At 69.7% G+C, this 25,867-nt stretch carries 24 protein-coding genes; 14 read left to right on the plus strand and 10 right to left on the minus strand.

Going from position 1 to position 25,867, the window contains the following annotated elements; genetic code table 11:
* Positions 1–24: 24 nt before the first annotated feature.
* From BN1193_RS16970 to BN1193_RS16995, 6 genes are all read right to left on the minus strand, one after another.
* A complete protein-coding gene (locus BN1193_RS16970) occupies positions 25–849 on the minus strand; it encodes an energy-coupling factor transporter transmembrane component T family protein (RefSeq protein WP_040168136.1) in 825 nt (274 codons plus the stop codon).
* The gene (locus BN1193_RS16975) at positions 846–2,555 is read right to left on the minus strand and encodes an ABC transporter ATP-binding protein (protein WP_052460911.1); all 1,710 of its coding nucleotides are present in this window, start codon (positions 2,553–2,555) and stop codon (positions 846–848) included. The genes BN1193_RS16970 and BN1193_RS16975 overlap by 4 nt, the downstream gene beginning before the upstream one ends.
* Before the next feature lie 87 nt (positions 2,556–2,642).
* Entirely contained in the window at positions 2,643–3,146 is a 504-nt protein-coding gene (locus tag BN1193_RS16980) for a GNAT family N-acetyltransferase (protein ID WP_040168138.1), read from the minus strand.
* Positions 3,139–3,690, minus strand: a complete 552-nt coding sequence (locus tag BN1193_RS16985) for an ECF transporter S component (protein ID WP_040168139.1) — start codon at positions 3,688–3,690, stop codon at positions 3,139–3,141. The genes BN1193_RS16980 and BN1193_RS16985 overlap by 8 nt, the downstream gene beginning before the upstream one ends.
* Before the next feature lie 44 nt (positions 3,691–3,734).
* Positions 3,735–4,727 carry a pirin family protein gene (locus tag BN1193_RS16990; protein WP_040168140.1) on the minus strand — a complete coding sequence of 331 codons (993 nt, stop codon included), beginning with the start codon at positions 4,725–4,727 and terminating at the stop codon, positions 3,735–3,737.
* A complete protein-coding gene (locus BN1193_RS16995) occupies positions 4,727–5,092 on the minus strand; it encodes a GNAT family N-acetyltransferase (protein WP_230206540.1) in 366 nt (121 codons plus the stop codon). Before BN1193_RS16995 ends, BN1193_RS16990 begins: the two co-directional genes overlap by 1 nt.
* A gap of 155 nt (positions 5,093–5,247) precedes the next feature.
* Between BN1193_RS16995 and BN1193_RS17000 the strand changes: the two genes are divergently transcribed.
* Together BN1193_RS17000 and BN1193_RS17005 are read left to right on the plus strand one after the other, a co-directional pair.
* Complete coding sequence (locus BN1193_RS17000; RefSeq protein WP_052460912.1) at positions 5,248–7,518, plus strand: carbon starvation CstA family protein; 2,271 nt, start codon at positions 5,248–5,250, stop codon at positions 7,516–7,518.
* Position 7,519: 1 nt separating this feature from the next.
* The gene (locus tag BN1193_RS17005) at positions 7,520–7,747 is read left to right on the plus strand and encodes a YbdD/YjiX family protein (RefSeq protein WP_052460913.1); all 228 of its coding nucleotides are present in this window, start codon (positions 7,520–7,522) and stop codon (positions 7,745–7,747) included.
* Positions 7,748–7,851: 104 nt separating this feature from the next.
* Here the strand turns inward: BN1193_RS17005 and BN1193_RS17010 are convergent, their stop codons facing one another.
* Together BN1193_RS17010 and BN1193_RS17015 are read right to left on the minus strand one after the other, a co-directional pair.
* On the minus strand, positions 7,852–8,493 hold the full coding sequence (locus tag BN1193_RS17010; protein ID WP_040168141.1) for an HAD family hydrolase: 642 nt from the start codon (positions 8,491–8,493) through the stop codon (positions 7,852–7,854).
* Between the two features lie 43 nt (positions 8,494–8,536).
* The gene (locus tag BN1193_RS17015) at positions 8,537–9,709 is read right to left on the minus strand and encodes a benzoate/H(+) symporter BenE family transporter (RefSeq protein ID WP_040168142.1); all 1,173 of its coding nucleotides are present in this window, start codon (positions 9,707–9,709) and stop codon (positions 8,537–8,539) included.
* A 172-nt stretch (positions 9,710–9,881) separates the two neighbouring features.
* Between BN1193_RS17015 and BN1193_RS17020 the strand changes: the two genes are divergently transcribed.
* Genes BN1193_RS17020 through BN1193_RS17035 form a run of 4 tightly spaced genes read left to right on the plus strand, consistent with a single transcriptional unit; the run spans position 9,882 to position 13,585 of the window.
* Positions 9,882–11,051, plus strand: a complete 1,170-nt coding sequence (locus tag BN1193_RS17020; RefSeq protein ID WP_040168143.1) for a sensor histidine kinase — start codon at positions 9,882–9,884, stop codon at positions 11,049–11,051.
* Between the two features lies 1 nt (position 11,052).
* Positions 11,053–11,763, plus strand: a complete 711-nt coding sequence (locus BN1193_RS17025; protein ID WP_040168144.1) for a LytR/AlgR family response regulator transcription factor — start codon at positions 11,053–11,055, stop codon at positions 11,761–11,763.
* The gene (locus tag BN1193_RS17030; RefSeq protein WP_040168145.1) at positions 11,760–12,134 is read left to right on the plus strand and encodes a hypothetical protein; all 375 of its coding nucleotides are present in this window, start codon (positions 11,760–11,762) and stop codon (positions 12,132–12,134) included. The genes BN1193_RS17025 and BN1193_RS17030 overlap by 4 nt, the downstream gene beginning before the upstream one ends.
* Complete coding sequence (locus BN1193_RS17035; RefSeq protein ID WP_040168147.1) at positions 12,131–13,585, plus strand: sodium/solute symporter; 1,455 nt, start codon at positions 12,131–12,133, stop codon at positions 13,583–13,585. The genes BN1193_RS17030 and BN1193_RS17035 overlap by 4 nt, the downstream gene beginning before the upstream one ends.
* Before the next feature lie 2 nt (positions 13,586–13,587).
* On the opposite strand, the gene BN1193_RS17040 is transcribed toward BN1193_RS17035, so the two are convergent.
* Positions 13,588–14,097: a GNAT family N-acetyltransferase gene (locus BN1193_RS17040; protein WP_052460914.1), complete on the minus strand. Its 510-nt coding sequence runs from the start codon at positions 14,095–14,097 to the stop codon at positions 13,588–13,590.
* Between the two features lie 107 nt (positions 14,098–14,204).
* Here BN1193_RS17040 and BN1193_RS18515 point away from each other — a divergent pair, with 107 nt between their 5' ends.
* The 8 genes from BN1193_RS18515 to BN1193_RS17080 all read left to right on the plus strand — a co-directional run bounded on the left by BN1193_RS18515 (position 14,205) and on the right by BN1193_RS17080 (position 23,805).
* The gene (locus BN1193_RS18515) at positions 14,205–16,550 is read left to right on the plus strand and encodes an ROK family protein (RefSeq protein ID WP_052460915.1); all 2,346 of its coding nucleotides are present in this window, start codon (positions 14,205–14,207) and stop codon (positions 16,548–16,550) included.
* A gap of 9 nt (positions 16,551–16,559) precedes the next feature.
* Positions 16,560–17,486, plus strand: coding sequence for an ABC transporter permease (locus BN1193_RS17050; protein WP_040168148.1), 927 nt, complete (start codon positions 16,560–16,562; stop codon positions 17,484–17,486).
* Positions 17,479–18,375 (plus strand): ABC transporter permease, encoded by an 897-nt coding sequence (locus BN1193_RS17055; protein ID WP_040168149.1) that lies wholly within the window; start codon positions 17,479–17,481, stop codon positions 18,373–18,375. Before BN1193_RS17050 ends, BN1193_RS17055 begins: the two co-directional genes overlap by 8 nt.
* Complete coding sequence (locus BN1193_RS17060; protein ID WP_040168150.1) at positions 18,372–19,370, plus strand: ABC transporter ATP-binding protein; 999 nt, start codon at positions 18,372–18,374, stop codon at positions 19,368–19,370. Before BN1193_RS17055 ends, BN1193_RS17060 begins: the two co-directional genes overlap by 4 nt.
* Positions 19,351–20,451 (plus strand): ABC transporter ATP-binding protein, encoded by a 1,101-nt coding sequence (locus BN1193_RS17065; protein ID WP_094770596.1) that lies wholly within the window; start codon positions 19,351–19,353, stop codon positions 20,449–20,451. The genes BN1193_RS17060 and BN1193_RS17065 overlap by 20 nt, the downstream gene beginning before the upstream one ends.
* Positions 20,448–22,088: an ABC transporter substrate-binding protein gene (locus tag BN1193_RS17070; protein WP_230206541.1), complete on the plus strand. Its 1,641-nt coding sequence runs from the start codon at positions 20,448–20,450 to the stop codon at positions 22,086–22,088. Before BN1193_RS17065 ends, BN1193_RS17070 begins: the two co-directional genes overlap by 4 nt.
* Before the next feature lie 75 nt (positions 22,089–22,163).
* On the plus strand, positions 22,164–23,243 hold the full coding sequence (locus tag BN1193_RS17075; protein ID WP_040168151.1) for a DNA polymerase IV: 1,080 nt from the start codon (positions 22,164–22,166) through the stop codon (positions 23,241–23,243).
* Between the two features lie 31 nt (positions 23,244–23,274).
* The gene (locus tag BN1193_RS17080; RefSeq protein WP_040168152.1) at positions 23,275–23,805 is read left to right on the plus strand and encodes a DUF1697 domain-containing protein; all 531 of its coding nucleotides are present in this window, start codon (positions 23,275–23,277) and stop codon (positions 23,803–23,805) included.
* A gap of 21 nt (positions 23,806–23,826) precedes the next feature.
* Here BN1193_RS17080 and BN1193_RS17085 read toward each other — a convergent pair whose 3' ends face one another.
* Positions 23,827–25,827, minus strand: coding sequence for an ATP-dependent helicase (locus BN1193_RS17085; RefSeq protein ID WP_195907889.1), 2,001 nt, complete (start codon positions 25,825–25,827; stop codon positions 23,827–23,829).
* Positions 25,828–25,867: the final 40 nt, after the last annotated feature.

Here is a 25,867-nt window from a genome sequence, read left to right on the forward strand (position 1 = left end):
GCCGGGCCGGGCGGCGGAGGCGGCTCAGACGGTGAGGGCGAAGACCACCCCGGTGGTGACGACGAAGAGCGCGAGGAAGAGCCAATCCGTCCACCGCCACGGGACGCTGTGCCGCTCGGTCCGCGTGGGATGTGCACCGAACGCCCGCGAGTCCATCGCCAGCGCAACCCGCTCCGCGTGCCGGATCGCCCCCGCGAACAGCGGCAGCACGTATCCCCAACCGCGGGCGAACGCCGCGAACGGGCCACGCCCGCCGTTTCGTCCCCGCACCCGATGTGCGGCGCGGATCACGCCCAGCTCGTGCTGGAACCGCGGGATGAACCGGTAAGCAGCCAACGCCGTGTAGCCGATTCGGTACGGCAGGTGCAGATGCTCCACGGCGGAACGGATCAGGTCCGGTCCGGTGATCGTCGCACCCGCGACGAACGCCAACACGAACATCGCCGTGATCCGCAGTGCGGCGGACAATCCGGACGCCAGCGCGCCCTCCTGGACCACCCAGCCACCGATCCGCCACAGCACCCCGCCGGGGTCGGCGAGCGTGGCCGGGTCCGTCCACAGCGTCAGACCGAGCGCGATCGCAGCCACGGCGAGCGGAACGACGACGAACAGCACCAGCGCGAGCGAACGCGACATGCGCGCACCGAGCAGCAGGATGACGTAGGCCACGGCGATCAGCGCGAGCGGCGTCGCGATGTCACGCGTGAACAGCACGCCGACGATGGCGGGAACCGGTGCGGCCAGCTTTGCCAGCGGATTGACGTGGTGCAACCATCGCCACGCCGGAGCGGGAACGGCGGCCAGGTACGGGTCGGCCGCGACGGCCCCGGTGATCGGTGCGGCCGTCATCGCGACCCTTTCGTCGCCGTGCGGACGAGATCATCCAACGTCCACACGGCCTCGTACCCCGGCACACCTCGCACCATCCGCGGCAATGCCGGCAGCCGCAGCCCGATCTCGTTCACGCGATCGACCTCCGCGAAGACCGACCGCGGCGTGCCGGCCAGAGCCACTCGTCCCCCGGAGAACGCGACGACGTGGGTCGTGCTGTCGGCGACCAGCTGCATGTCGTGCGTCACGATGACGATCGTCGTCCCGGCGTCATTGAGGTCGTGCAGCAGTGACAGCAGCTCGGCAGCGCGCGCCCGGTCCTGGCCGAACGTCGGCTCATCGAGCGCGAGGATCGGTGCGCCGGTCATCAGCGCGGTGCCGACCGAAAGACGACGCTTCTGCCCGCCCGACAGCAGGAACGGGTGCGAGTCCGCGCGATCGGTGAGACCGAACCGCTCCAGCACCTCGTCCACCCGAGCCCGCACCTCGTCCTCAGGCAGGCGCTGCGCGCGCAGTCCGACGGCCAGTTCGTCCCGGACGGTCGGCGCGATGAACTGATGCTCCGGATTCTGGAACACGAATCCGATGCGCGAGGCGAGCGAGCGGGCCGCCACTCGGCCGGGGTCCACCCCGTCGAGGTCGATCGCGCGTTTCGGCGGCCGGACGACGCCCGCGATCGCCTGCAGCAGGGTCGTCTTGCCGGCACCGTTGCCACCCACGATGGCCGTGAACGAACCGCGCGGCACATCCAGGGAAACACGGTCGAGCACCGGTCGTGCCCCGCGCCGGACCGTCAGATCCCGGACCCGGATGATCGGTTCCGGAGCCGCCTCCGGTCCGCTCCGAACCCCCGCGGGTACGGCCTCCGGGAGACGGTCGCGCAGCTCGGTGACCGTGATCGGCAGGGGCGCGGACAACACCCCCGCGTCACGGAGGTGGAGGGCCGCGAGCGTCGCCGTCGGCAACCAGACGCCGAGCGCTGCGAGCTCATCGGCCCGATCGCGGAGGACCTCCGCGGCGGGGCCGTCGACGGCCAGGCGTCCGTCCGCGTCGAGCGCGATGATGCGCGTCGCGATGCCGATCGCCTCGTCGAGGTCGTGCTCCACGAGCACCACCGCACGGTCCTGCTCGTGCACGATCTCACCGAGCGTCGAGTAGACCTCCTCGACCCCGGCCGGGTCGAGGTTCGCCGTCGGTTCATCGAGCACCAGCAGCGGAGCGCCCATCGCCAGGGCGCATGCGATAGCGAGCCGCTGGCGGCCACCCCCGGACAGGGCGTCGGGGTTGTCGTGACGGCGGTCCCAGAGGTGCACGCGCCGCAGCGCCCACTCGGCACGGCGCAGCACGTCGGGAACCGGGAGCAGCAGGTTCTCCGGGCCGAAGCACACCTCGTCCAGCAGGCTGCCGGTGACCAGTTGGGCATCCGGGTCCTGGAACACCATCGCGACGTGCGGACTCAGCTCGGCAGGCGTCGCGGTCGCGGTGTCCAGCCCCGCGACGGTGACGTTTCCGGTCACCGTCGCCGGGACATCGTGCGGGATCAGTCCGTTCAGCGCCAGCGTCAGCGTCGACTTCCCGGACCCGGACGGACCGAGCAGCAGGACCACCTCGCCGGGCGAAACCGTGAACGACACCCGGTCTGGCGAAGCCGCCGAGTTCCCGTCGTGGGTGATCGTCAGGTCGCTCACCCGCAGCAGCGGGGCGGACGAATTCTCAGCGGGCACGGGCTTCCGGATCAGAGGGGACGGGTTGTGTTCTCAAACTACCCGCCGATATCGCCGCCGGGACCGGCGCCGGACCGTCAGAAAGGGTCAGAGCGTGCGGGACAGCTGGACGCGCGGAGCGATCTCGAGCAGCCCGAGGCGGCGCTCGACGTCCACGAGCTCGCGCAGGAAGTCGCTGTCCGGTTCTTCCTCGACGAATCCGCACGAGCGGTAGAACGGCGCGTTCCACGGCACGTCCGCGAAGGTCCGGAGCGTCATGCGGGTGTGTCCGCGCCCGCGTGCGGTCTCGATCGCCGCGTCCACGAGCGCGCGCCCGATGCCGCGGCGGCCGTACTCGGGCAGCACGGCGAGCTGCTCCAGGTGCGCGTGGCCGTCGATCTCGAGCACGTGCGCGAAGCCGACCACCTCGGTCCCGGAGTCCGCCAGCAGCACGAAGCCGTGCGCCGCCAGTCGGGCCGTGCCGGGCTCGACGTCCGGCCAGGACTCCGGCCTCAGCGCCTCGATCAGCAGTGCGTCGGCCCGGGTCTCGACGTCCTCGATCGCGGACGCGTCATCCGGCCCGGCGAATCGCAGCAGGATCTCGTCAGGCACGGTAGGTGCGGGTGAGTCCGGCGCGGTGCAGCGCGCGACCGATCGCCTCGGCGACCAGGGTCCACAGCACCCCGCCGACGACCGTGAGCAGGACCGACAGCATCGCTCCCCACCACGGCAGGTACTTCAGCCCGATGATGAGGCCGGCCGTGAGGCCGAGGACGGCACCGAGAATCGCGCCGCCGATCGCGAGCCAGCCGATGCTCCACCGCTGGTAGCGGCCGATTGCCGCCCACCCTTCCTGGATGCCACCCATCAGCACGACGGCGGACAGGTAGCTCAGCACGAACAGCGGGTTCACCGCGGATGCAACCAGCGCGGCCAGCAGGTGCGTGATGAGAGCGACCCACGGCTGGCGCAGCACCACCTGAGCGAGAATGCCGGGCAGCGCGTGGGCGGTCAGCACCAGGCCGTACAGCACCGGGACCGCGGCGATCGTCGGTCCGCTGACCCAGCCGGCGATGGCCGAGACGACCCCGGTGACGACGGCGAGAGCCGCGCAGATCAGGAGCGTGCGCGTCGACAGACGCTGGGAGGAAGCCACAGGACGATTCTAGTGATCGCGGGCCTAGGGCCGGCCGGGGAAAATCAGCGTCGGCGGCGCCGGGGAGTCAGCCGCACCGTCGGCATGGGCGGCGCCGGGATCCGCTCGTCGCCGTGCCCGAGCACATGGCCGAAGCGGTCGGAGTCCTCCGCCCAATCACGCTGGGCCTCCGCGATCTCCTCGTGCGAGCGGCCCACGAAGTTCCACCACATCACCAGGTCCGCCTCGAACGGCTCTCCGCCGAGGAGGAACAGCGTGGTGTCGCTCTCCGCTGCGACCTCGACGTGATCCCGCTGGATGCCGAGGTAGAGCAGCTGTTCCGGCCCGACCACGGTGGTGGGGTCCGCCTCGACGACGATCTCACCGGTGATCGCGACCAGTGCGTGCTCCCACTCCGGACGCAGCGGCACGCGTACGCGACGACCGGCCGGCAACCGGATCTCCGCGCCGACGATCGGCGTGTACGACCGAGCGGGGGAGGACACTCCGGCGAACTCGCCGAGCACCACGGTCACCTCCGCGGTGGCGGCATCGCCGGTCGCGTGGTCTGCGGCGTCCAGACGCACGACCGGGAGGTCCTCGACGCGTTCGAAATCGGGTGCCCCGTGCCGGCGCGACTCCGGAAGCGCGACCCAGAGCTGCAGCGCGTCCAGAGCGACGGGACTGTCCCCGACCGAGTACTCGGAGTGCGCGATGCCGGCACCGCTGGTCATGAGGTTCAGCACGCCGCGGCGCACCACGACGTCGTTGCCGAGAGTGTCCCGATGGCGGACTTCGCCGACGAACGGCCACGTCACCGTCTGCAACCCGATGTGCGGGTGCGGCTCGACGCGCATGACGGCCTCCTGCGGACCGAATCGGTCCAGGAAGCACCAGGCTCCGACGGTGGGCAACGGACGCTGCGGCAGCGCGCGATGCACCTGCATGCCGCGGATTCCGCCGAGCGGCACGTCTCGGGCGTCGTACAGTTCGGCACGAGGACTCGTGCACCGTCGGGGCAGCTCCTCGGTCTCGACCCCGACGTCGAAGCGCGACATCACGCGTCCCGGAAATCGACCTTCAGACCCGGGACGTCGTGCGTCCGGACCCATTTGTTCACGAACGGGCACGCCGGGATGACCTCGTCGCCGTTCGCGGCGGCGTCCTTCATCGCCTGTTCGACGAGGCGTCCGCCGAGGCCCCGTCCGCCGTACGCCGGATCGATCGAGGTGTGCGGGAAGAGCAGGCGTCCGTGCGGCGTGCGGACGAACTCGGTGAAGCCGGCCACCGCACCGTCCACCGTGATCTCGTAGCGTCCGGCGGTGTCGTCGCGACGGACCGCGATCTCCTCGGTGGGCTCGGCCATGACCTGCTCCTTCTCGTCGACGTTCGTCACCGACAACGATGCCGCGTGAGAGGGCATTCCGCCAGGGTGCGCGTGCCCCTCGTCCGCCGTTCGTCGCAGGGATGACACCGCTGGTCGCGCGACCTGACACCTCATCGGAGAGGCTGGGAGAACGCTGAACGGGACTTCTAGGCTGGCGCTTCCGCAATGACGCGATGAAGGAAGGAACCCCCATGGCCGTACGCTCCGGCACCGAAGCCGACGACGGGTCGCTGATCACTCAGGATCCCGCGCTGCCCCCGACCGCTGTCCCGGAGGAGGTCCGTGCGGACGCCGCCCGCTGGACGCTGCCGAAGATCCTCCTCTGGGCTGCCATCGCTCTCCTCGGCGGCGTCGCCTGGGTCATGCTCGCGCTCGTGCGCGGGGAGACGGTGAACGCCATCTGGTTCGTGTTCGCCGCGGTGTGCACCTACCTGATCGGGTACCGGTTCTACTCGAAGGTGATCCAGAAGTACATCACCCGGCCGGACGACCGTCGTGCGACGCCCGCCGAGTACAAGAACGACGGCAAGGACTACGTTCCGACCGACCGTCGCGTGCTCTTCGGCCACCACTTCGCCGCCATCGCCGGCGCCGGACCGCTGGTCGGCCCGGTCCTCGCCGCGCAGATGGGTTATCTGCCCGGCACCCTCTGGATCATTCTCGGCGTCGTCTTCGCCGGTGCGGTCCAGGACTACGTCGTGCTGTTCTTCTCGATGCGCCGCGGCGGCCGCACCATCGGTCAGATGGCGCGCCAGGAGCTCGGCAAGATCGGTGGCACGGCTGCCATCATCGCCTCGCTGCTGATCATGATCATCATCGTGGCGATCCTCGCCCTGGTCGTCGTCAACGCCCTCGGGGAGAGCCCGTGGGGTGTCTTCTCCGTCGCGATGACGATCCCGATCGCCCTGTTCATGGGCCTGTACCTGCGCTACCTCCGCCCGGGCAGGATCACCGAGGTCTCGATCATCGGCTTCGTGCTGCTGATCCTCGCGATCGTCGCCGGTGGCTGGGTCGCCGGCACCGACTGGGGTGCCGCGATGTTCCACCTCCCGCGTGAGGTCATCGCGTGGGGCATCATCATCTACGGCTTCGTCGCCGCGATCCTCCCGGTCTGGCTGCTGCTGGCCCCGCGTGACTACCTGTCCACGTTCATGAAGATCGGCGTCATCGTCGTTCTCGCCGGCGCGATCATCATCGTCCGCCCGGAGATCAGCGTCCCGGCGTTCTCGCAGTTCGCCGGCGGCGAGCTCGGACCGGTGTTCGCCGGACCGATCTTCCCGTTCCTGTTCGTCACCATCGCGTGTGGCGCGCTGTCCGGATTCCATGCGCTGATCTCGTCCGGAACCACCCCGAAGCTCGTCGAGAAGGAGCGCCAGACGCGCTTCATCGGGTACGGCGGCATGCTGATGGAGTCGTTCGTCGCGATCATGGCCCTCGTCGCCGCGATCTCGATCGATCAGGGCATCTACTTCGCGATGAACTCCTCGCCCGCCGCCACCGGCGGCACCGTGGAGGGGGCCGTCGCCTGGGTGAACTCGCTCGGCATCACCGGCGTTCACCTCACCGCGGACACCCTGAACACCACGGCGGCGAACGTCGGTGAATCCAGCATCGTCTCGCGCACCGGTGGCGCTCCGACGCTGGCGCTGGGGCTGGCGCACATCATACATCAGTTCATCGGAGGCACCGCGATGATGGGCTTCTGGTACCACTTCGCGATCATGTTCGAGGCGCTGTTCATCCTCACCGCCGTGGACGCCGGAACCCGCGTGGCGCGCTTCATGCTGCAGGACTCGATCGGCACGTTCATCCCGAAGTTCAAGGACGTCACCTGGCGTCCGGGCGTCTGGGTCTGCACGGCGATCATGGTGGTCGGCTGGGGAGCGATCCTCATCCTCGGCGTCACCGACCCGCTCGGTGGCATCAACACCTTCTTCCCGCTGTTCGGTATCGCCAACCAGCTGCTCGCCGCGATCGCCCTCGCGGTGGTGATGGCGATCGTCGCCAAGCGCGGACGCAGCTACATCAAGTGGCTGTGGATCATCGCGGTCCCGATGGTGTTCACCGCGATCATCACGATCACGGCGTCCATGTACAAGATCTTCTCGCCGGTTCCGGCGGTCGGATACTGGGCCAACAACGCCAAGTACGCCGCCGCGAAGGCCGCCGGTGACGGCGCTCTCGGCGATGCGGCGACCGTGGACGCGGTCATCCGCAACACCGCGGTCCAGGGCACGCTGTCGATCATCTTCGTGGCGCTGACCATCGTCGTGGTGATCGTGTCGATCCTGTCGACGCTGAAGTCCATTCGCGACGGGGGCGGCGAGGACCACGAGGATCCCGCGGTGCCCTCGCGTCGCTTCGCTCCGGACGGCTTCATCGCCACCAGGGCCGAGCGCGAGATCGAGAAGGAGTGGGAGTCTGTTCCGGACGACCTGCAGCCGGCGCGAGGCGGACACTGAGATGACCGTGGACAGCCCGCTCGGAACGCGAGCGATCGCGTCCCGAGCGGGGACCGCGGCGCGTCAGGTGTGGTGGTACCTCACCAACCTGATGGGCGACACCGCCTACCGGACGTATGTGGAGCACCAGCGCCGCACGCACCCGGACGCCGCGGTGATGTCGGAGCGGGATTTCTGGCGCAAGCACTACGCCGACCAGGATGCGAACCCCGGCTCCCGCTGCTGCTGAACACACGAACGCCCGAGCTCACCGAGCTCGGGCGTTCGCTGTGTCGGCAGAGGGAACTCGCTGGGTCAGGAGAGGGCGTTCGCTGTGTCAGTAGAGGGAACTCGTCATGCCAGGAGTGCGGGCACCTCCGTCATGTCCGTGAACACCGTGGCGCCCTCATCGGCGAGCCAGGCGGCGGGGGTGAGGCCGCCCGCGTAGCCAAGCACGCGCATGCCTGCGGCTCGCGCGGCGCGGACGCCGCTGCGGCTGTCCTCGATCACGACGCAATCCTCCGGTGCAGCGCCGAGCGAGCGCGCGGCGTGCCGGAACAGGTCCGGAGCGGGCTTGCCGTGCGCCACGTCCTGCGCGCTGAAGATGTGCTCGTCCGGGAAGTGTTCGAGGAGCCCGGTGAGCCCGAGGGAGTGGCGGATCTTCGCGTGCGAACCGTTCGAGGCGACGCAGAACGGGGCGTCGATTCCGGACAGCACGGACTCGATTCCGAGCACCGGTTGTAGCTCGGCCTCGAACGCCTCCCGGTACCAGGCGACGTATGGGGCGTCCCAGTCCGGCGGCAGCGGGCGGCCGAGATGCGCCCCGAGCTGCGCGACGAACGCCTCCTCCGTCCCGCCGAGGAAGCGGTCCACGATCTCATCGATGCTGAGGTGCCAGCCGAACTCGGCGAGGATGCGGCGGTCGATCTCGACGGCGATCACCTCGCTGTCCACGAGCACGCCATCGCAGTCGAAGATGATCAGATCGTGCGACATTCGTCCCCCTCGCGAAAACGGCATTCTCGCACGGGCGGATCAATCAACGCCGGTGCAGGGCCAGGTGCACGAGGAGGCCGGCGAGCAGGGCCCAGAACGCCGCCGCCACACCCAACGGCGAGATTCCGGACGCCGCCACGAGGAACGTCACGGCGGCGGCGATGCGCAGGTCCGGGTCCGCGAACGCCTGCTGCGCGGCCCCGACGAAGGACGCGATGAGCGCGAGCCCCGCCACCGCCGGGATGACGCCCGCGGGGGCCAGCACCACGAGCGCGGCGAACAGGGCGGAGGCGACGCCGAGCACGAGGTAGGACACCCCGGTGGAGACGCCCGCGATCCACCGGCGCTTCGGATCAGGATCAGCCTCCTCGCTCGCGGCGAGGGCGGCGCTGATCGCGGCCAGGTTGATGGCGTGGCTGCCGGCCGGCGCACCGAGCATCGTGCCGACGCCGGTGGTCACCATCGACAGGCGCCACGGCACCTCGTAGCCGTAACCGCGCATGACCGCGACCCCGGGGATGTTCTGCGAGGCCATCGTCACGATGAACAGCGGCAGCGCGACGCCGATGATCGCGCCGGGGGTGAAGGTCGGCATCGTGAACTCCACGTGCGGCAGCAGCGATGCCACCGGGACGGCCGCGTCGGCGGTCACGACGGAGGCGATCACGACGATCGCCGCGGTCGCGAACGCGGCCGGCACCGCCCAGCGTGCGAAGAATCGCAGTCCGACCAGCCAGACCAGCACGACCGGGAGCACGCCCCACGGGTTCTGCGCGATGCCGGTCACCGGTGCCACGCACAGCGGCAGGAGGACCCCGGCGAGCATCGCCTGGGCCAGCGGCGTCGGGATGCGCCGGATCAGCGCGCCGATCACTGGGAAGACCCCGGTCAGCACGATGAGTGCGCCGACGATGAGGAACGCACCGACCGCCGCCGGCCACCCGCCCTCGATCGTGCCCGCGCCGGCGAGCAGCGCGGCGCCGGGCGTGGACCAGGCGGAGGTGAGCGGCATCCGCGTCCACAGGCTCAGCACGATGCAGGCGAGACCCATCGCGACGCTCGCGGCGAGGAGTCCCGACGCCGCCTGACCGTCGGTCGCGCCGACGGCGTGCAGTCCGGTCAGCACCACCGCGAATGAGGAAGTGAAGCCCACGAGCGCGGTGACGATGCCGGCGATCACGGGCCGGGCGGGCGAGGTCCGTGGGTTCTCCGTCACGTCGCGATCGTATCGGGATCGCGAGCGCCGGCGTCGCTCTCGCCTTCGGCACGTCCGGGTCCGGGTTCCTGCCGGACACGGGAGCGACCTGAGGTTGCTCTCGAGTGAGGCAGGTCTGGGGGCCTACACCTGTCGAGGGTGGGAGCGACCGGGGATGAATAGTCTGGGACGTATGCCCGATGCCGTGCTGCTCGTCCTCGGCGCCGTGATCGGTGCCGGGCTCGTGCTGCTGCTGTGGGGTGCGCGGCGCCTCGCGTTCGGGGCCCGCGAGCTCGGCTCGGACGAAGACCGCGCCACGTACCGCACCCTGCACACCGCGCGCCGGGCGGCGGCGGACCTGCGTTCGTCCGGGGCCACGGACACCGCGCGGGCGGTCAAGCACGTCCGGGCACTCCTCGGTGCGCACGCCGTCGCGATCGCGGGGCCCGACGGGGAGGTCGTCTTCGACGGTCCGCACGCCGGCCTCGCCGAGGTCGCCGAGCGCATCGCTGATCAGGTCGCCTCGGCCCGGCGACGTCAGGTCTTCCCGCGGGTGGACGGCGTCACCGGCTCCGCCGCCGTCGGCGCACCGATCGAAGTCGACGGCGAGGTGTGGGGCGTGGTCATCGCGTTCGGGACCGCCGTGCGCGCACCGCTCGTGCGTGCCACCGGCGAGGTCGCGGCCTGGGTGTCCGGACAGCTCGAGCTCGGCCGCCTGGACTCGTCGCGGGCCGCGCTCGCGGAGGCGGAACTGACCGCTCTGCGCGCGCAGATCAGCCCGCACTTCATCTACAACGCCCTGACCGCGATCGCCTCCTTCATCACCACGGACCCGGCCCGCGCCCGCGAGCTGGTGCTGGAGTTCGCCGACTTCACGCGGTACTCGTTCCGTCGGCACGGGGAGTTCACCACGCTCGCCGAGGAACTGCGGTCCATCCACAGCTACCTGGAGATCGAACGCGCGCGCTTCGGCGAGCGGCTGGAGGTCCGGTTGCGGATCTCTCCGGAGACCCTGAGCACCGTGATCCCGTACCTCGCGGTGCAGCCGCTCGTGGAGAACGCCGTCAAGCACGGACTGGAGCCCGGGGAGCGCGGCGGCCGCCTCACGATCGGCAGCGTGGACCTCGGCAGCCACACCGAGATCACCGTTGAGGACGACGGCGCCGGGATGGCACCGCAGCGCGCGAAGACCCTGCTGGAGTCCCCCGACGGCGGCGAGCACGTCGGCCTGCGCAACGTCGATCGGCGCCTGCGACAGATGTACGGGCCGGGCGGGGGACTGGTCGTGGAGACGGCGGAGGACGCCGGTACCATGGTGCGAATCCGGGTCCCGAAGAGCCAGCCCGGACACGAGACGGGGTGAGATGACGGTCGACGTGCTCGTCGCCGATGACGAAGCGCCCGTGCTCGAGGAACTGGCCGCCCTGCTGCGAGCCGACGAGCGCGTCGGTGAGATCCACCGTGCTCGCACCGGCGCCGACGCCCTGCGCATCCTGACCGAGACGACGGTGTCCGTCTGCTTCCTCGACATCCACATGCCCGGGCTCGGTGGGCTGGACCTCGCCCGCGCTCTGCAGCAGTTCCAGGTGCGTCCGGCGGTCGTCTTCGTCACCGCGGATGACGCCCGAGCGGTCGAGGCGTTCGACGTCGCAGCGGTGGACTACCTGCTCAAGCCGGTCCGTCCGGCCCGCCTCGCGCAGGCACTGGGTCGCGCGATCGAAGCGTCCGCGCCACAGCAGCCCGCCGTGACGGACGAGAAGATCCCGGTGACCGTGGGTGCGGAGACGCGCCTGGTGCGCCGCAGCGACGTGCGCTGGGTGCAGGCCCAGGGGGACTACTCGCGGCTGTTCACCGCGCAGGGCGACCACCTCGTGCGCACACCGATCTCGGACCTCGCCGAACGGTGGGAGCCGGTCGGCTTCGTGCGTCTGCACCGGTCGTACCTCGTGCGTGCCGACGCCGTCACCGCCGTGCATCTCAGTGGCTCCGCGCCCACGGTCTCGCTCGCCGAGATCGAGCTGCCGGTGAGCCGACGGATGGTCGCGGAGGTGCGGGAGAGGTTGCTGCGGTCGTGAGCGAGCGTCGCCGCGTTCGCGTCACGGTCGACGCCGGCTCGCTCTCCGCGCCGCTGCGTTACCCCAGCGCCCGGACCGAGCCGCGTGCCGCGGACGAGGCGGAGGAGATCTACCTGCGCGGTCTGATCCGCGCTCAGCTGCGGCTCGCGCTCGGCTGTCTGCTCGGTTTTCTCGTCGCGGCGGGTGCGCTCACGGTGCTGCTGGTGGCGGTCCCGGCGCTGAACGCCGTCGTGATCCTGGGTACGCCGCTGCCGTGGCTCCTGCACGCCTACGGCTACTACCCGATCATCTTCGTCTTCGCGCTGCTCTACGCCCGCTCGGCGCGACGCAACGAACGCCGGTACCGGTTGCTGCGGAGCGGAGGCGAATGAACGGCGTGCTGAACATCGCGGCCGTCGGACTGCTCATTCTGGTCACCCTCGTGCTCGGCTACCGAGGGTCACGGATCTCGCGCACGACCAGTGACTTCTTCGTCGCCTCCCGCAGCGTGCCGCCGCTCGGGAACGCGGCCGCGATCAGTGGCGAGTACCTCTCCGCGGGAACCTTCCTGGGCCTGGCGGGCGCGGTGCTGCTGGTCGGTGCGGACGGGTTCTGGTTCCCGATCGGGTACGCGGCGGGGTACCTGCTCGTGCTGCTGTTCGTCGGGGCGCCCTTGCGACGGTCCGGCGCGTACACCATTCCCGATTTCATCCAGGCGCGCGTGGGATCGCGGACGGCTCGTCATCTGACCTCCGTCGTCGTGGTGGTCATCGGCTGGCTCTACATCGTGCCGCAGCTGCACGGCGCGGCGATCACGATGAACGTCGTCGCCGGGCTTCCGCTGTGGGTCGGAGCGATCGTCGTCGCTCTCGTCGTCGGCGGTGCGGTCGCAGCCGGAGGCATGCGCGCGATCACCGCCGTGCAGGCGTTCCAGTACTGGGTCAAACTCACCGCTCTGCTCGTCCCGGTGGTGCTGCTGATCATCGTGTTGATCGGCGACGACGTCCGCGTGGACCCGCAGCTGGTCTTCCCGCCCGAGCGGGGTCCGGCCGGCACCGGCCTGTACACGACGCTCTCGCTCATGCTCGCGCTGCTGCTCGGCACGATCGGCCTGCCGCACGTCCTGGTGCGCTTCTACACGAGCCCGGACGGCGGCTCGGCACGGCGTGCGACAGTCCTCGTGATCGTCCTGATCAGCGCGTTCTACGCCGTCTCGTCCACGATGGGCCTCATCGCCCGCGTGGCCGCCCCCGATCTCGCCGAGTCGGGAACCGCCGACACCGTCGTGCTGACCCTCCCCTCACGCCTGCTGCCCGGGATCTGGGGCGATCTCGTCACCGCGCTCGTCGTCGCGGGGGCGTTCGCCGCATTTCTGGCGACCTCCTCGGGACTGGTCGTCTCCCTCGCCGGCGTGGTCAGCCAGGACCTGTTCGGAGGCACCGTTCGCTCATTCCGGCTCGCGGCCATGCTCTGCGCACTGGTCCCGCTCGCGTTCTCGTTCCTGACCGTGCCGGACGGACTCGTCTCCTCGGTCGGGCTGGTGTTCGTCTTCGCCGCGTCCTCGCTGTCGCCGGTGATCGTGCTGTCGGTGTGGTGGCGTCGCCTCACCGCGCGCGGGGCGATCGCGGGGATGGCCGTGGGGGCGGCGCTGTGCGGTGGGGCGCTGATCGCGTCCGCGGTCATCACCGCGCCCGGCTGGTGGACGCCCCTGCTCGCGCAGCCGGCGGCATGGACGATTCCGTTGGCCACCGCCGCGGTGGTCGTGGTGTCGCTGATCGATCCGCGCGGCCCGCACCCCCGCAGCGCGCGGTACGTCGCGCGGTTGCATCAACCGGAGGTCTGAGCTCAGAGGGATCGGATCAGGACGGTCGAGTCATAGGTCTTGCCGTGCCAGTGCACGGTGTCCGCGCGCGTGAATCCCCAGTGCTCGTAGAGCCCCACGAGTGCCGTCGCGGGCTCCGCCGTGTCGACGCCGACACTGCGCGCGCCCGCGTCCCGCGCCCACTCGAGCGCGCCGTGGAACAGCACCGACGCCAGCCCCGTGCCGCGCAGTTCCGGGTGGACGGCGACCTGGTTCAGCCATGCGCGTCGGGGTTCGCGGGCGGCGGCGGTGAGCTTCTGCAGCGACGACGACGGCGGCAGGGACATCGTGGCCGTGGCGCGGATGCCGCCCGGCGCGACGACCACCCACGATCCGCCGCCCGCGCACCGGTGTCGTGTGGTCTGGACGGACTGCGTCGCGGCGGTGAAGTTCAGGCCTTCGACCAGGTGCTCACCGTAGGCGAGGTGGAGCAGCTCCGTCAGTTCCTCGGCATCATCGGCGGTGGTCGGCCGGACCGAGAAACGTGCGTCCATGCATCCATTCTCTCCTGTCGGGTGCGGAGGCGTCGTTGACACGACGCAGCGATCAATGCTAGAAACCTCTTTCGTAAGTCATTACGAAAGTGACTTAGGAAAGGTCGATGATGACGCCGGAGCTCAGCCCGCTCGCTCAGTGCCTGATCGCGCTGCGCGAGGTCGAGCACGCCACGATCAGCGACCTGGCGTCCTCGAGCGGTCTGTCCCGGCCCACCGTCACCGCTGCGCTGGATGAGCTCGAATCGCTCGGGCTGGCCTCTCGCGACGCGGCTCGCGTGGCCACCGGCCGCCCCGCCCGCACCTACACGTTCGTGAAGGGTCGCCGCGTCGTGGTGGGGATCGACCTGAGCGTCGACCCGGTGCAGCTCGTGGTCGCCGATCGACGCGGACGCGTCCGGGCGAACGCCGCCTACGACGTCCGTCCCCCGACCACCGCGAACCCGGACCTCGAGCCCGTCCGAGCCCTGCTCGTCGCCACCCTGGAGAGTCTGACGCTCACGCTGCAGGATGTCGCCGGAATCGGCTTCGCCGTCGCCGGCCTCATCGACGAACGCGGCCTGATGACCTCGGCGCCGCAGGTGACCACGTGGCGCGGTCTGCACGTCGCCGATCATCTCTCCGCCGCGATGGGCGTGCCGGTCACCGTGGATAACGATCTCACCCTGTGCGCCGATGCGGAGTCACGTTTCGGTGCACTCGCCGGCGTTGACACCGGTGTCTACGCGCTGACGTGGCACCACGTCTCCGCTCGCCTGACGAACCACGGCTCCGTGATCCGCGGTCGCCGGGGTCGCGCCGGTGAGGTCGGCATGCTGCGAGCACTCGGACCGTCCGGCGGGCCCCAGGGCGAGCTGCTGAACACCGTGCCGGAGGTCGCCGCCGCGCTCCGCCGACTCCGCGACGATCCCGCCGACGCCGCCAGCCTGAAGGTCCGCGACGAACTCGTGGCCGGGATGGTTCCCGCGCTGGCGGCACTCACACTCACGCTGGACCCGGACGTCATCGTCCTGGGCGGCGCGCTCGCGGCGGAGTCGGCCGCGCTCGCGCCGGCGATCTCCGCGCAGCTGCGCGACTACGTGGCAGGACTCGAGGGTGGCACCGGGCTCGTCCGGGCCGGCGACCTCGGCGGACGGGCGGGCGTCATCGGCGCGCTGTGCCTGGCCTTCGAGGGCTTCGCCTCGTCCCTCTACGGGGTGGACGACATCCCGTCACCGACCATCGCCGACAGCGAGGAGGAATCGCACATGCAGGATTCAGATCAGACGAACACCCCGGTGCGGGTGGCCGTGATCGGCGTGGGGGCGCGATCCGGACTGGCTCTGAACGTCGAGGCGGTGAACGGGCGCGTGGTGGCGGCCGTCGACCCCGCCGAGCAGACGCATGAGCGAGCCCACCGGCTGTTCGGCGATGTCCCCGTCTTCGCCTCGGTCCGCGACCTCGTGGACTCGGGCGAGGAGATCGACGCGGCGTTCGTGACGTCCCCAGACTTCACGCACGCCGAGATCACGATCGAGCTGCTCGAGGCCGGCATTCCGGCCTATGTGGAAAAGCCGCTGGCGATCACGATCGAGGACGCCGACCGCATCCTGGTCACCGCCCACCGCACCGGCACGAAGCTCTACGTCGGCCACAACATGCGGCACATGCGCGTGGTCACGATGATGAAGGAGATCATCGACCGCGGCGACATCGGCGAGGTCAAGGCGATCTGGACGCGCCACTTCGTCGGCCACGGCGGTGACTACTACTTCAAGGACTGGCACGCCGAACGCAGCAAGGGCACGAGCCTGCTGCTGCAGAAGGGCGCGCACGACATCGACGTGATGCACTGGCTCGCCGGCACGAGCTCCCGCACCGTGGTCGGCATCGGCGACCTCGCCGTGTACGGGCAGGTCCAGTCCCGTCGCGACAACAGCGACCGCCGCATGGGCGACTGGTTCTCGATGGACAACTGGCCGCCGCTGGCCCAGACCGACCTCAACCCGGTCATCGACGTCGAGGACATCTCGATGATCATGATGCGCACCGACAGTGGCGTGCTGATGAGCTACCAACAATGCCACTTCACGCCCGACTACTGGCGCAACTACACCGTCATCGGCACGGAGGGACGCATCGAGAACTTCGACGACGGTGCGGGCGGCGAGATCCGCCTCTGGAACCGTCGCAGCGACTACCTGGAGCGGGGCCACGAGCGCTTCCCGATCGAGGACAGCGGTGAGGGCGGCCACGACGGCGCCGACCCGCGCACGGTGGCGGAGTTCATCGGTCTCGTCCGCGAGGGGGCGCCGACCGCCACCAACCCGCTGGACGCGCGCGATGCGGTGGCCGCCGGTGTCGCCGGTGCAGCCTCCATCCGGGGCGGCTCGGAACCGCAGACGATTCCGCCGCTGCCGGCCGAGGTCGTCGACTATTTCCGTGCCGGACAACCCGCTCGTACGGCGGACTGAGGACCGCCCGTGCTGAGGTACGCGATCCGCCGGATCCTGCTGATGATCCCGACACTGATCGGGTCCACTCTGCTGGTCTACCTGCTGGTCTTCCTGATCCCGGGCGACCCGGTCCTGGCGCTGGCCGGTGACAAGCGCCTGTCAGCCTCGACGATCGCTTCGATCCGGGCTCAGTACAACCTGGATGATCCGTTCTTCGTCCAGTACATCAAGTACCTCGGCAACGTGCTGCACGGCGATTTCGGTCGGGACTTCAACGGCAACGCGGTGTCCACGTTGATCGGCACCGCGTTGCCGTACACGGTGGTGCTGGCGCTGTCCGCGTTCGTGCTGAAGATCGTCATCGGCGTGTGCCTCGGCGTCTGGGCGGGCATGAACCAGGGCAAGTTCCCGGACAAGTTCAACCTGATCTTCACGATCTTCTTCCTCGCCGTGCCGGGCTTCATCATCGCGTACTTCGCGCAGTACATCTTCGGGATCAAGCTGCACCTGCTGCCGATCTCGGGCGTGCGAACCGGCTTCCCGATGGCGTTCATCATGCCCGCGCTGGTGCTGGCTCTGGAGACGGCATCGCCGCTGGCACGTCTCACGCGCACGAGCCTCGTGGACGTCCTGCGCAGCGATTACATCGTCACCGCGCGGGCCAAGGGGCTGGCACCCGGCCGGATCATGTGGGTGCACGCCCTGCGCAACGCGCTCATGCCGGTGGTGACATATCTCGGTCTGAGCCTGGCCAGCCTGCTGGGCGGGTCCGTCCTGATCGAGACGATCTTCAACCTGCCCGGCCTCGGCGGCACCCTTGCGCGTGCCATCGACGGGATGAACGGCCCGGTCGTCGTCGGCGTCTCCGTGTTCCTGCTGCTGTTCTACCTCGTGGCCGCCCTCGTGGTGGACCTCCTGTATCCGATCATCGACCCGAGGGTGCGTCATGTCTGAGTCGACGACGAGCATCGCGCTGAAGCGCGTCGCGCCGCGTCGCCGTCGCCGCGGCGGGGGACTGCGGGCTCTGTGGCGCAGTCCGATCTTCCTGATCGCGATCGCCATCATCACCGTGGTCGTGCTGATGGCGATCTTCCCGGGGCTGTTCACCCAGATCGATCCCCGCTCGTGCGATCTGACCAAGTCGCGCGTCGGGCCGGAGCCCGGGCACCTCATGGGATTCGACATCCAGGGCTGCGACTACTGGTCCAACATCGTCCACGGCGCCCGCACGTCGCTGGAAGTGGGCGTGCTCACCGCCCTGCTCACCTTCATCGTCGCCCTCATCGCCGGGTCGCTCGCCGGCTACTTCGGCGGCATCGTGGACACCGCGATCTCCTGGCTGTCGAACATGATCCTCGGCATTCCGAGCATGATCGCGAGTCTGGTCATCCTGTACCAGTTCCGCGACCGGACGGTGTGGACGATCGTCCTCGTCCTCGTGCTCTTCGGCTGGGCGGGCACGATGCGCTACATGCGCAGTTCGGTGCTGCAGGTGAAGAACCTGGAGTACATCCAGGCCGCTCGTGGTCTCGGAGTGGGCAAGTGGACGATCTTGCTGAGACACGTCATCCCGAACTCCGTCACGCCGCTGGTGGTGATGTCGACGCTGTCCATCGGCGCCGGTATGGCCGCGGAGTCCGGCTTCTCGATCCTCGGCGTCGGTCTGCGCCTGCCCGCGATCTCCTGGGGAATCCAGATCGCCCTGGCCGGACAGGACGGCAACTGGCAGATCGCCCCCCTGCTGATGCTGTTCCCCGCCGCCATGCTCGGCCTGACCACGCTCGCGTTCGTGGTGCTGGGTGAAAGTCTACGCGACGCGCTCGATCCGAAGGCCCGCCGATGAAGCCCCTGTTGGAGGTCCGAGACCTCACCGTCGATTTCGGTCCCCGTCGGGGAGGTGCCGTCCGGGTCCTGGATGGCGTCGACCTCACGATCAATCCCGGCGAGACCCTCGCCCTGCTCGGCGAGTCCGGTTCCGGCAAGTCCGTGACGGCGAAGGCCGTGATGGGTCTGCTCCCGAAGGATCAGTCGCGGGTCATGAAGGGCAGCATCCGCTTCGACGGCACCGACCTGCTCACACTCAGTCCGAAGCAGCTGCGCACCGTGCAGGGGTCCCGGATCAGCATGGTGTTCCAGGACGCGCTTTCCGCGCTGAACCCGGTCCAGACGGTGGCGACGCAGATCGGTGAGCTGTACCGCGTGCACCGTGGATTCAGCCGCAAGGAGGCGCACGAAGCTGCGATCGAGATGATGCGTGCGGTCCGGATCCCGGACGCCGCCCGGCGGGCCGACGACTACCCGTTCCAGTTCTCCGGCGGCATGCGCCAGCGCATCATGATGGCGATGGCTCTCGCGCTGGATCCGGACCTGCTCATCGCGGATGAGCCGACCACGGCTCTGGATGCCACGGTGCAGGCCCAGATCCTGGATCTGCTGGCCGAGCAGCAGGAGGCGCGCGGGATGGCGATGATGATCATCACGCACGACCTCGGCGTCGCCGGCCAGCTCGCCGACCGGGCTCTCGTGATGTACGCCGGCCGGCCCGCGGAGACGGCTCCGATCGACGAGCTGTTCGACCGCCCCGCGCACCCGTACACCGTGGGTCTGCTCGGATCCATCCCGGATGCCCGCCACGCGGGGAAGGATCTGCCCACGATCCCCGGCCTGCCGCCGGACATCGCTCACCGCCCCGCCGGGTGCAGCTTCCACCCGCGGTGCCCGTTCGCCACCGACATCTGCCGCGAGCAGACTCCCGCCTACGAGCTCGTCGCGGCCGAACGCCGCTCGGCGTGCCATCACGCGAAGGAGGTGATGGCCGATGCCGTTGTTGGAGCTTGAGGGCATCCGTCGCCACTACCGCCAGAACCGGACGCTGTTCGCCGGGAACAAGGACGAGAACGCGCACGCTCCGGTGCGCGCCGTCGATGGCGTCGACCTCGCGATCGAGGACGGCGAGACGCTGGGCCTGGTCGGCGAGTCCGGCTGCGGCAAATCGACCCTGGCCCGCATCATCTGCGGCCTGGAGGAACCGAGCGAGGGCGTGGTCCGGTGGCAGGGTGAGGACCTCACCGCCATGGATCCCGTCGCCCGCGCCGGACTGCACCGGAACGTGCAGATGGTGTTCCAGGACCCGCACGCCTCGTTGGACCCGCGACGCTCGGTCGGCGAGTCGATCGCCGAGGGGATCCGCACCCACAAGCTGCTGCCGAAGGCGGCGATCCCCGATCGGGTGGCCGAACTGCTCGAGCAGGTCGGGTTGAATCCGGAGAACGCGGACCGCTACCCGCACCAGTTCTCCGGCGGACAGCTGCAGCGGGTCGGTATCGCGCGTGCGCTCGCGGTGGAGCCGAAGCTGCTGGTCTGCGATGAGCCGGTCTCGGCGCTGGATCTGTCCGTGCGCGCGCAGGTGCTGAATCTGTTGAACCGCCTGAAGCGCGAGCTGGGGTTGGCGATCATCTTCATCGCGCACGACCTCGACGTGGTCCAGCACATGTCCGATCGCATCGTGACGATGTACCTCGGCAAGATCGTGGAGTCCGGGTCGGACGCGGAGGTCTATGACCGCACCGCCCACCCGTACACGCGGGCGCTGCTGTCCGCGATCCCGCGCAAGCTCGCTCCGGGGGAGTCGCTGGAACGCATCGTGTTGCAGGGTGACCCGCCCTCGCCGATCGCGCCGCCGCCCGGATGCCCGTTCCACACGCGGTGCTACACCGCTGTGGACAAGTGCCGGACCGACGTGCCGGTCCTTGACAGCGTGCCCGGGGACGGGCCCGACCATCGATCGGCGTGCTTCCTCGCCGCCGAGGTGAGCGTGTCCGACATCGGACGCGTCACCACCACAGCCCTTCCCACACCATCCGTCCCGCAGCGCGAGCCGCACGGTTCCGCGGCGGATCTCGAAAGGAACAACCCATGACACGCAAGGCACCCCGCATCGTCGCGGGGCTCATGATCGCCGGACTGAGCGCGCTCACCCTGACCGGCTGCTTCGGCTCACTCAACGGCTCTGATTCCGGATCGGGTGGCACCGCCGGAGCGGACGGTGGCAAGCAGACGAGCTTCATCGCCGTCAACAACGGCGAGATCAAGCGCGTGACCGGTGCGCAGAACCCGGGCTCGCAGATCGCCATGGCGATCTGCGAACCGCTGACCGGCATCAAGGAGGACGGCTCCGTGTTCATGCGTGGTGCGAAGTCCGTGGAGAGTGACGACCAGAAGCACTGGACCGTCGTCGTCGCACCGGACCACACGTTCTCCGACGGCACCAAGATCGACGCGCAGACCTATGTCGACACGTTCAACTTCATCGCGACCGGCAAGAACGCGATGCCCTCGAACTACGCCTACGGGCAGATCGCGGGCTACGACGAGATCAATAAGCCCGACGACACCTCCGGCGGGGACACGCTGTCCGGCCTGAAGGTCGTGGACGCGAACACGTTCACGATCGACATGAAGACGCCGAACAACGATGTGCCGTACATGCTCTCCACCCTGCCGTTCTGCCCCGTGCCGGCCAGCGGCCTGAAGGACATGACGGCGTACGACAAGAAGCCGATCGGCAACGGCGTCTACACGCTCGACTCGCTGGACCCGCAGGTCGAGGCCGTCCTCACCAAGGACCCGAAGTACAAGGGCTGGGTACCGGACGGTGCCGCGGACAAGATCACCTTCCGCGTGTACACGGACACGAACACCGCGTACCAGGATGTCGCGGCCGGCAACGCCGACGTGCTGCGGAGCCTGCCGCCGGGACTCATCGCCCAGGCGCGCAACTCGCTCGGCGACAAGGGTCTGACCGCGATCGACCGCAACACGCTGGAGACCTACGTGCTGTGGCCGACGTACCTGGACAAGGAATTCCCGATCGAGGTGCGCCAGGCGTTCTCGATGATCATCAACCGCGCCTCCATCGCGAAGGACCTGTTCAAGGGCGCCGTCGCTCCGGCGACCTCGCTGATGCCGAACTCGGTCTCCGCCTACCGTGAGGGCGCCTGCGGCGAGTACTGCGAGTACAACCCGACGAAGGCGAAGGAGCTGCTGGCGAAGGCGAACTTCACCGGCACGATCCCGTTCAACTACTCCGCGGACAACACCACCGACGCCGCTCTGGCGCTCGCGGTGTCCAACGCGGCGAAGGAGATCGGCCTGAACGTCGAGCCGCGTCCGACGCCGGCGGCGAACCTGTCCGAGAAGATCAACGACTACAAGCTGGACGGCCCGTCGACGTCGCTGTGGGGATCGTCGTTCCCGGCCGCCTCGGAGTGGATCGCCTCGATCACCGTCGACGCGAACTACCACCTCAAGTACACCAACGACTCCGCACAGGCCGACATCGTCGCCGCCTGGGGCTCGAAGGATGAGGCTGCGGCGAACAAGCTGTGGCAGTCCGCCGAGGACAAGATCCTCGCTGACCAGGTGATCCAGCCGCTGTACGAGCAGGTCATGTACATCGCCCACACGCCGTGCATGAAGCCGCACGCCGCCGGTGGCGACATGCAGTTTCTACCGCACCGAGGTGACCTGCACGGAATGAGCCGCGCGCATCACTGACATCGGCCCGCCGGAATCCGTTCCGGCGGGCCGCTCTGTGTTTCGGACCGGAGGGTCGGAGGTCACAATGGGGTCATGGCTGACTCCGCAACGGCGTGGGTTCTGCACGTCGACCTCGACCAGTTCATCGCCGCTGTCGAGGTGCTCCGGCATCCCGAGCTCGTCGGGAAGCCGGTGGTCGTCGGAGGCCGTGGCGACCCGACGAAACGCGCTGTCGTGTCGACGGCGTCATATGAGGCACGAGCGTTCGGCGTCGGGTCGGGGATGCCGCTGCGCATCGCCGCGCGGAAGATCCCCGACGCCGTCTTCCTGCCCGTCGACGCGCCCGCCTACACGGCGGCCTCCGAAGAGGTCATGGCGACCCTGCGGGCCTTCCCCGGCGCCACCGTGCAGGTGCTCGGCTGGGACGAGGCGTTCGTCGGAGTGCGGACCGTGGATCCCGAAGCGACGGCCAACGAGATCCGTGCGGCGGTGCTTAAGCGCACGCGTCTGCACTGCAGCGTCGGGATCGGCGACACGCTCGTCCGGGCGAAGAACGCCACCGATCTCGGCAAGCCGCGCGGCGTCTTCCGGCTCACCCGCGAGAACTGGCTCGACGTGCTCGGCGATCGGCCGACGCGCGACCTGTGGGGGATCGGCCCGAAGATCTCGCAGCGGCTCGCGACGCTCGGCATCCGCACGGTCGCGGAACTCGCTGCCGCCGAGGATCAGGTGCTCGCGGCCGAGTTCGGGCCCAAGATGGGCCCCTGGTACGGATCGCTCGGTCGCGGGGACGGGGCCGCCGTGGTCGATGACACTCCGTGGGTCGCGCGGGGACACAGCCGGGAGACCACCTTCCAGCAGGACCTCACCGAGCGCACCGCGATCGAACAGGCGGCACGGGACATGATCGCCCCCGTTCTGGACGACATCGCCGCGGAGGGACGCCCCGTGGTGGGCGTCGGCCTGAAGGTGCGCTACGCGCCGTTCACCACGAAGACGTTCGTCCACAAGGTCGCCGCGACGACGGACCGTGCGGTGGTGACCGCCGAGATCATGGCACTCGTCGAGCGGATCGAGCCCGAACGCGCGATTCGTCTGCTGGGCGTCCGGGCCGACATGGCGATGCCCGACGGCGCCCGGGAAGGCCACACGCCGACGCGAGGCGGGTGGTGAGCACCGTCGTCGGCTCGGATAGCGTTTCGGCATGATCGAGTCGATCGTTTTCCTGCGGGCGATCAACGTCGGCGGACGCCATCCGTTCCCGGCTGCGGACATCCGCCGTGTGCTCGGCGTGGTCGGGGGCACCGACGTCGCCACACATGCGGCGTCCGGCAACGTCTTCCTCCGATCCGACATCGCCCCCGCGGACCTCGACGCCACGCTGGAGGCGGCGTTCGCGGACGACCGGGGATTCGACGTGCCCGTGGTGTCATTCACCGTGCCCGAGTTCCGGGACCTCGCTGCGGAGACGGCCGCGCTCGCGGAACCGGGCCTGGCGCGCCACTACGTCAACCTGCTGCAGACGCCCCTCGACGCCGAGACCACCGCGGCGGTGGAGGCGTTGACCGATCCGGCGAAGGGGCGGATGGTCGTTCGGGACCGCGCCGTCCACGCGCTCCTCGGTCCGGAGTACACGCCGGGGGAGACGGACCCGCTGCGCGCCGGCCGGCTCCTCGGGGTCACCACCAGCCGCAACGCGAACGTCATCGCGACCCTCGCAGCGAAGTGGACCTGAGCATCAGCGAACAGCTCAACCTCACGCGAACAGGTCGTCGAACGCGTCGACGCGGACGCGCGCAGCGGCCGGACGCGCGGGCGCGATGGGGGTCGAGACGCCGGTGTCCACCACCTCCATGCGCTCGCGGGCGGCGTCGGTGAGGAAACGACTGGGCTTGGCCATCACGTGCCGGGCCAGGAACGACGTCGGGTGCGTCGGCAGACGCGCCGGGGCGTACACGTCCAGCGAATCGCGCGCCCGGGTGAGCGCGACGTAGAACAGCCGCTGCTCCTCGGCGAGCCCGTCGTCGCTCGTGAGCGCCATGTCCGAGGGCATCGCGCCGTCGCAGGCCCGCAGCACGTGCACGTTGTCCCACTCCAGACCCTTCGCGGAGTGGATCGTGGACAGCGTCACCCAGTCTTCATCGAGGTGCGGCTTGTGTGCCCAGTCGCCGGACACGTTCACCGGGTCGATCGCCTGCTCGCTGACGAACGTGCGCAGGTCACGCTGCCGAGCGGCCGCTTGCGCGATGCCGTCGACGTCGGTGACGCGGCGCTGCCAGTCCGGGTAGTGCGCGCGCAGCAGCGGGTCGATCGCACCGTGGCACGCCTCGACGAGTTCGGTCACGGCGGTGGTCGCGTCGACGGCGCCGAGGAGGGACAGCGTCGAGGACAGCCCGGTGCGCGCCCGCGCCGGGGCGGCGGCCACCACCTCTGCGGCCCGATCGATGCCGCCGTCGGCCAGCATCGCGGCGAGGGTTCGGGCGGTGGCCTTGCCGATCGCTCGGTGACGGGTCAGGACGCGGTACCAGGCGACCTCGTCCGCCGGGTTCAGCACGACGCGGAACGTCGCCAGGAGATCCCGGACGTGCGCGGTCTCCAGGTACCCGATGCCACCGAACTTGTGGAACGGAATGTCCCGGACCTTGAGCTCCACCTCGAGCAGGGCGCTGTGCGTTCCGGTGCGCATCAGGACAGCCTGTTCGCGCAACGGCCGACCGTTGGTGTGGGCGGTGAGGATGCGGTCGGCGATCGTCCGTGCCTCGTCGTCGGCGTTGTCGCACACCACGAGGGCGGGGCGCGGTCCGGTGACGGCGCGATCAGCGTGCAGCGTCAGCTGCAGCTCACCGGGACGGACGACGTTGGCCACATCGAGGATCTGCTGCGTGGAGCGGAAATTGCGCTCCAACCGGACCACCGTGGAGTCCTGGAACGCCTTCGCGAGTTCGAGCAGGTGCCCGGCGTTCGCCCCGCGGAAGCCGTAGACGGCCTGGGCGTCGTCGCCGACCACGCACAGACCCTTCCCGTCCGGGCAGAGGCCGCGCACGATGTCGACCTGCAGGCTGTTCACGTCCTGGTACTCATCCACCAGCACCCAGTCCCACCGGGCGCGCAGGCGCGCACCCACGTCCGGGTCGGCGACGAGCGCGCGCCACGCGACGAGCAGGTCATCGAGATCGAGCAGTCCGCGCTCGCGCTTGCGGGCTGCGTAGGCGCGCAGCAGCGCGGTGATGGCCTCGGTGTGCTCGAGCGCCCACGGGAACTGCGCCTCGATGACCTTGCGCGCCGGCGTCCCGGTGTTGATCGCGCGGGAGGCGATGTCCGCGATCGTGCGGGTGGTGGGCAGCCGAACGTCCGTGCCGGTCAGCCCGTGCTCGCTGCGGAGCAGATCGATGAGGTCGGTGACGTCATCGGGGTCGAGGACCGTGACGTCAGCCAGCCCGAGGTGCTGGGCGTGCTCGGCGACGATGCGGTGCGCGACCGCGTGGAAGGTGCCGCCGTTGATCCGCTGCGCGGCCTGGGTGTCGCCGCACAGCGCGGCGGCCCGCGCGATCATCGCCGCGGCCGCACGGCGGGTGAACGTCAGCAGCAGAATGCGCTCCGGTGCGGACCCGGACTCGAGCAGTCGCGCGACGCGTGAGGTGAGCACGCGCGTCTTCCCGGTCCCGGCACCCGCCGCGATCACCAGGGGTCCGTCGCCGTGCATCACGGCGGTCAGCTGGGGCCCGTCCAGCCCGGCGAGGGGATCGTTCTCGGTCACGTCCGCGACGCTATCCGGGAGCACCGACATCGGCCCCGCG

This window comes from Microbacterium gorillae (assembly GCF_000826185.2).
Lineage (GTDB): Bacteria > Actinomycetota > Actinomycetes > Actinomycetales > Microbacteriaceae > Microbacterium > Microbacterium gorillae.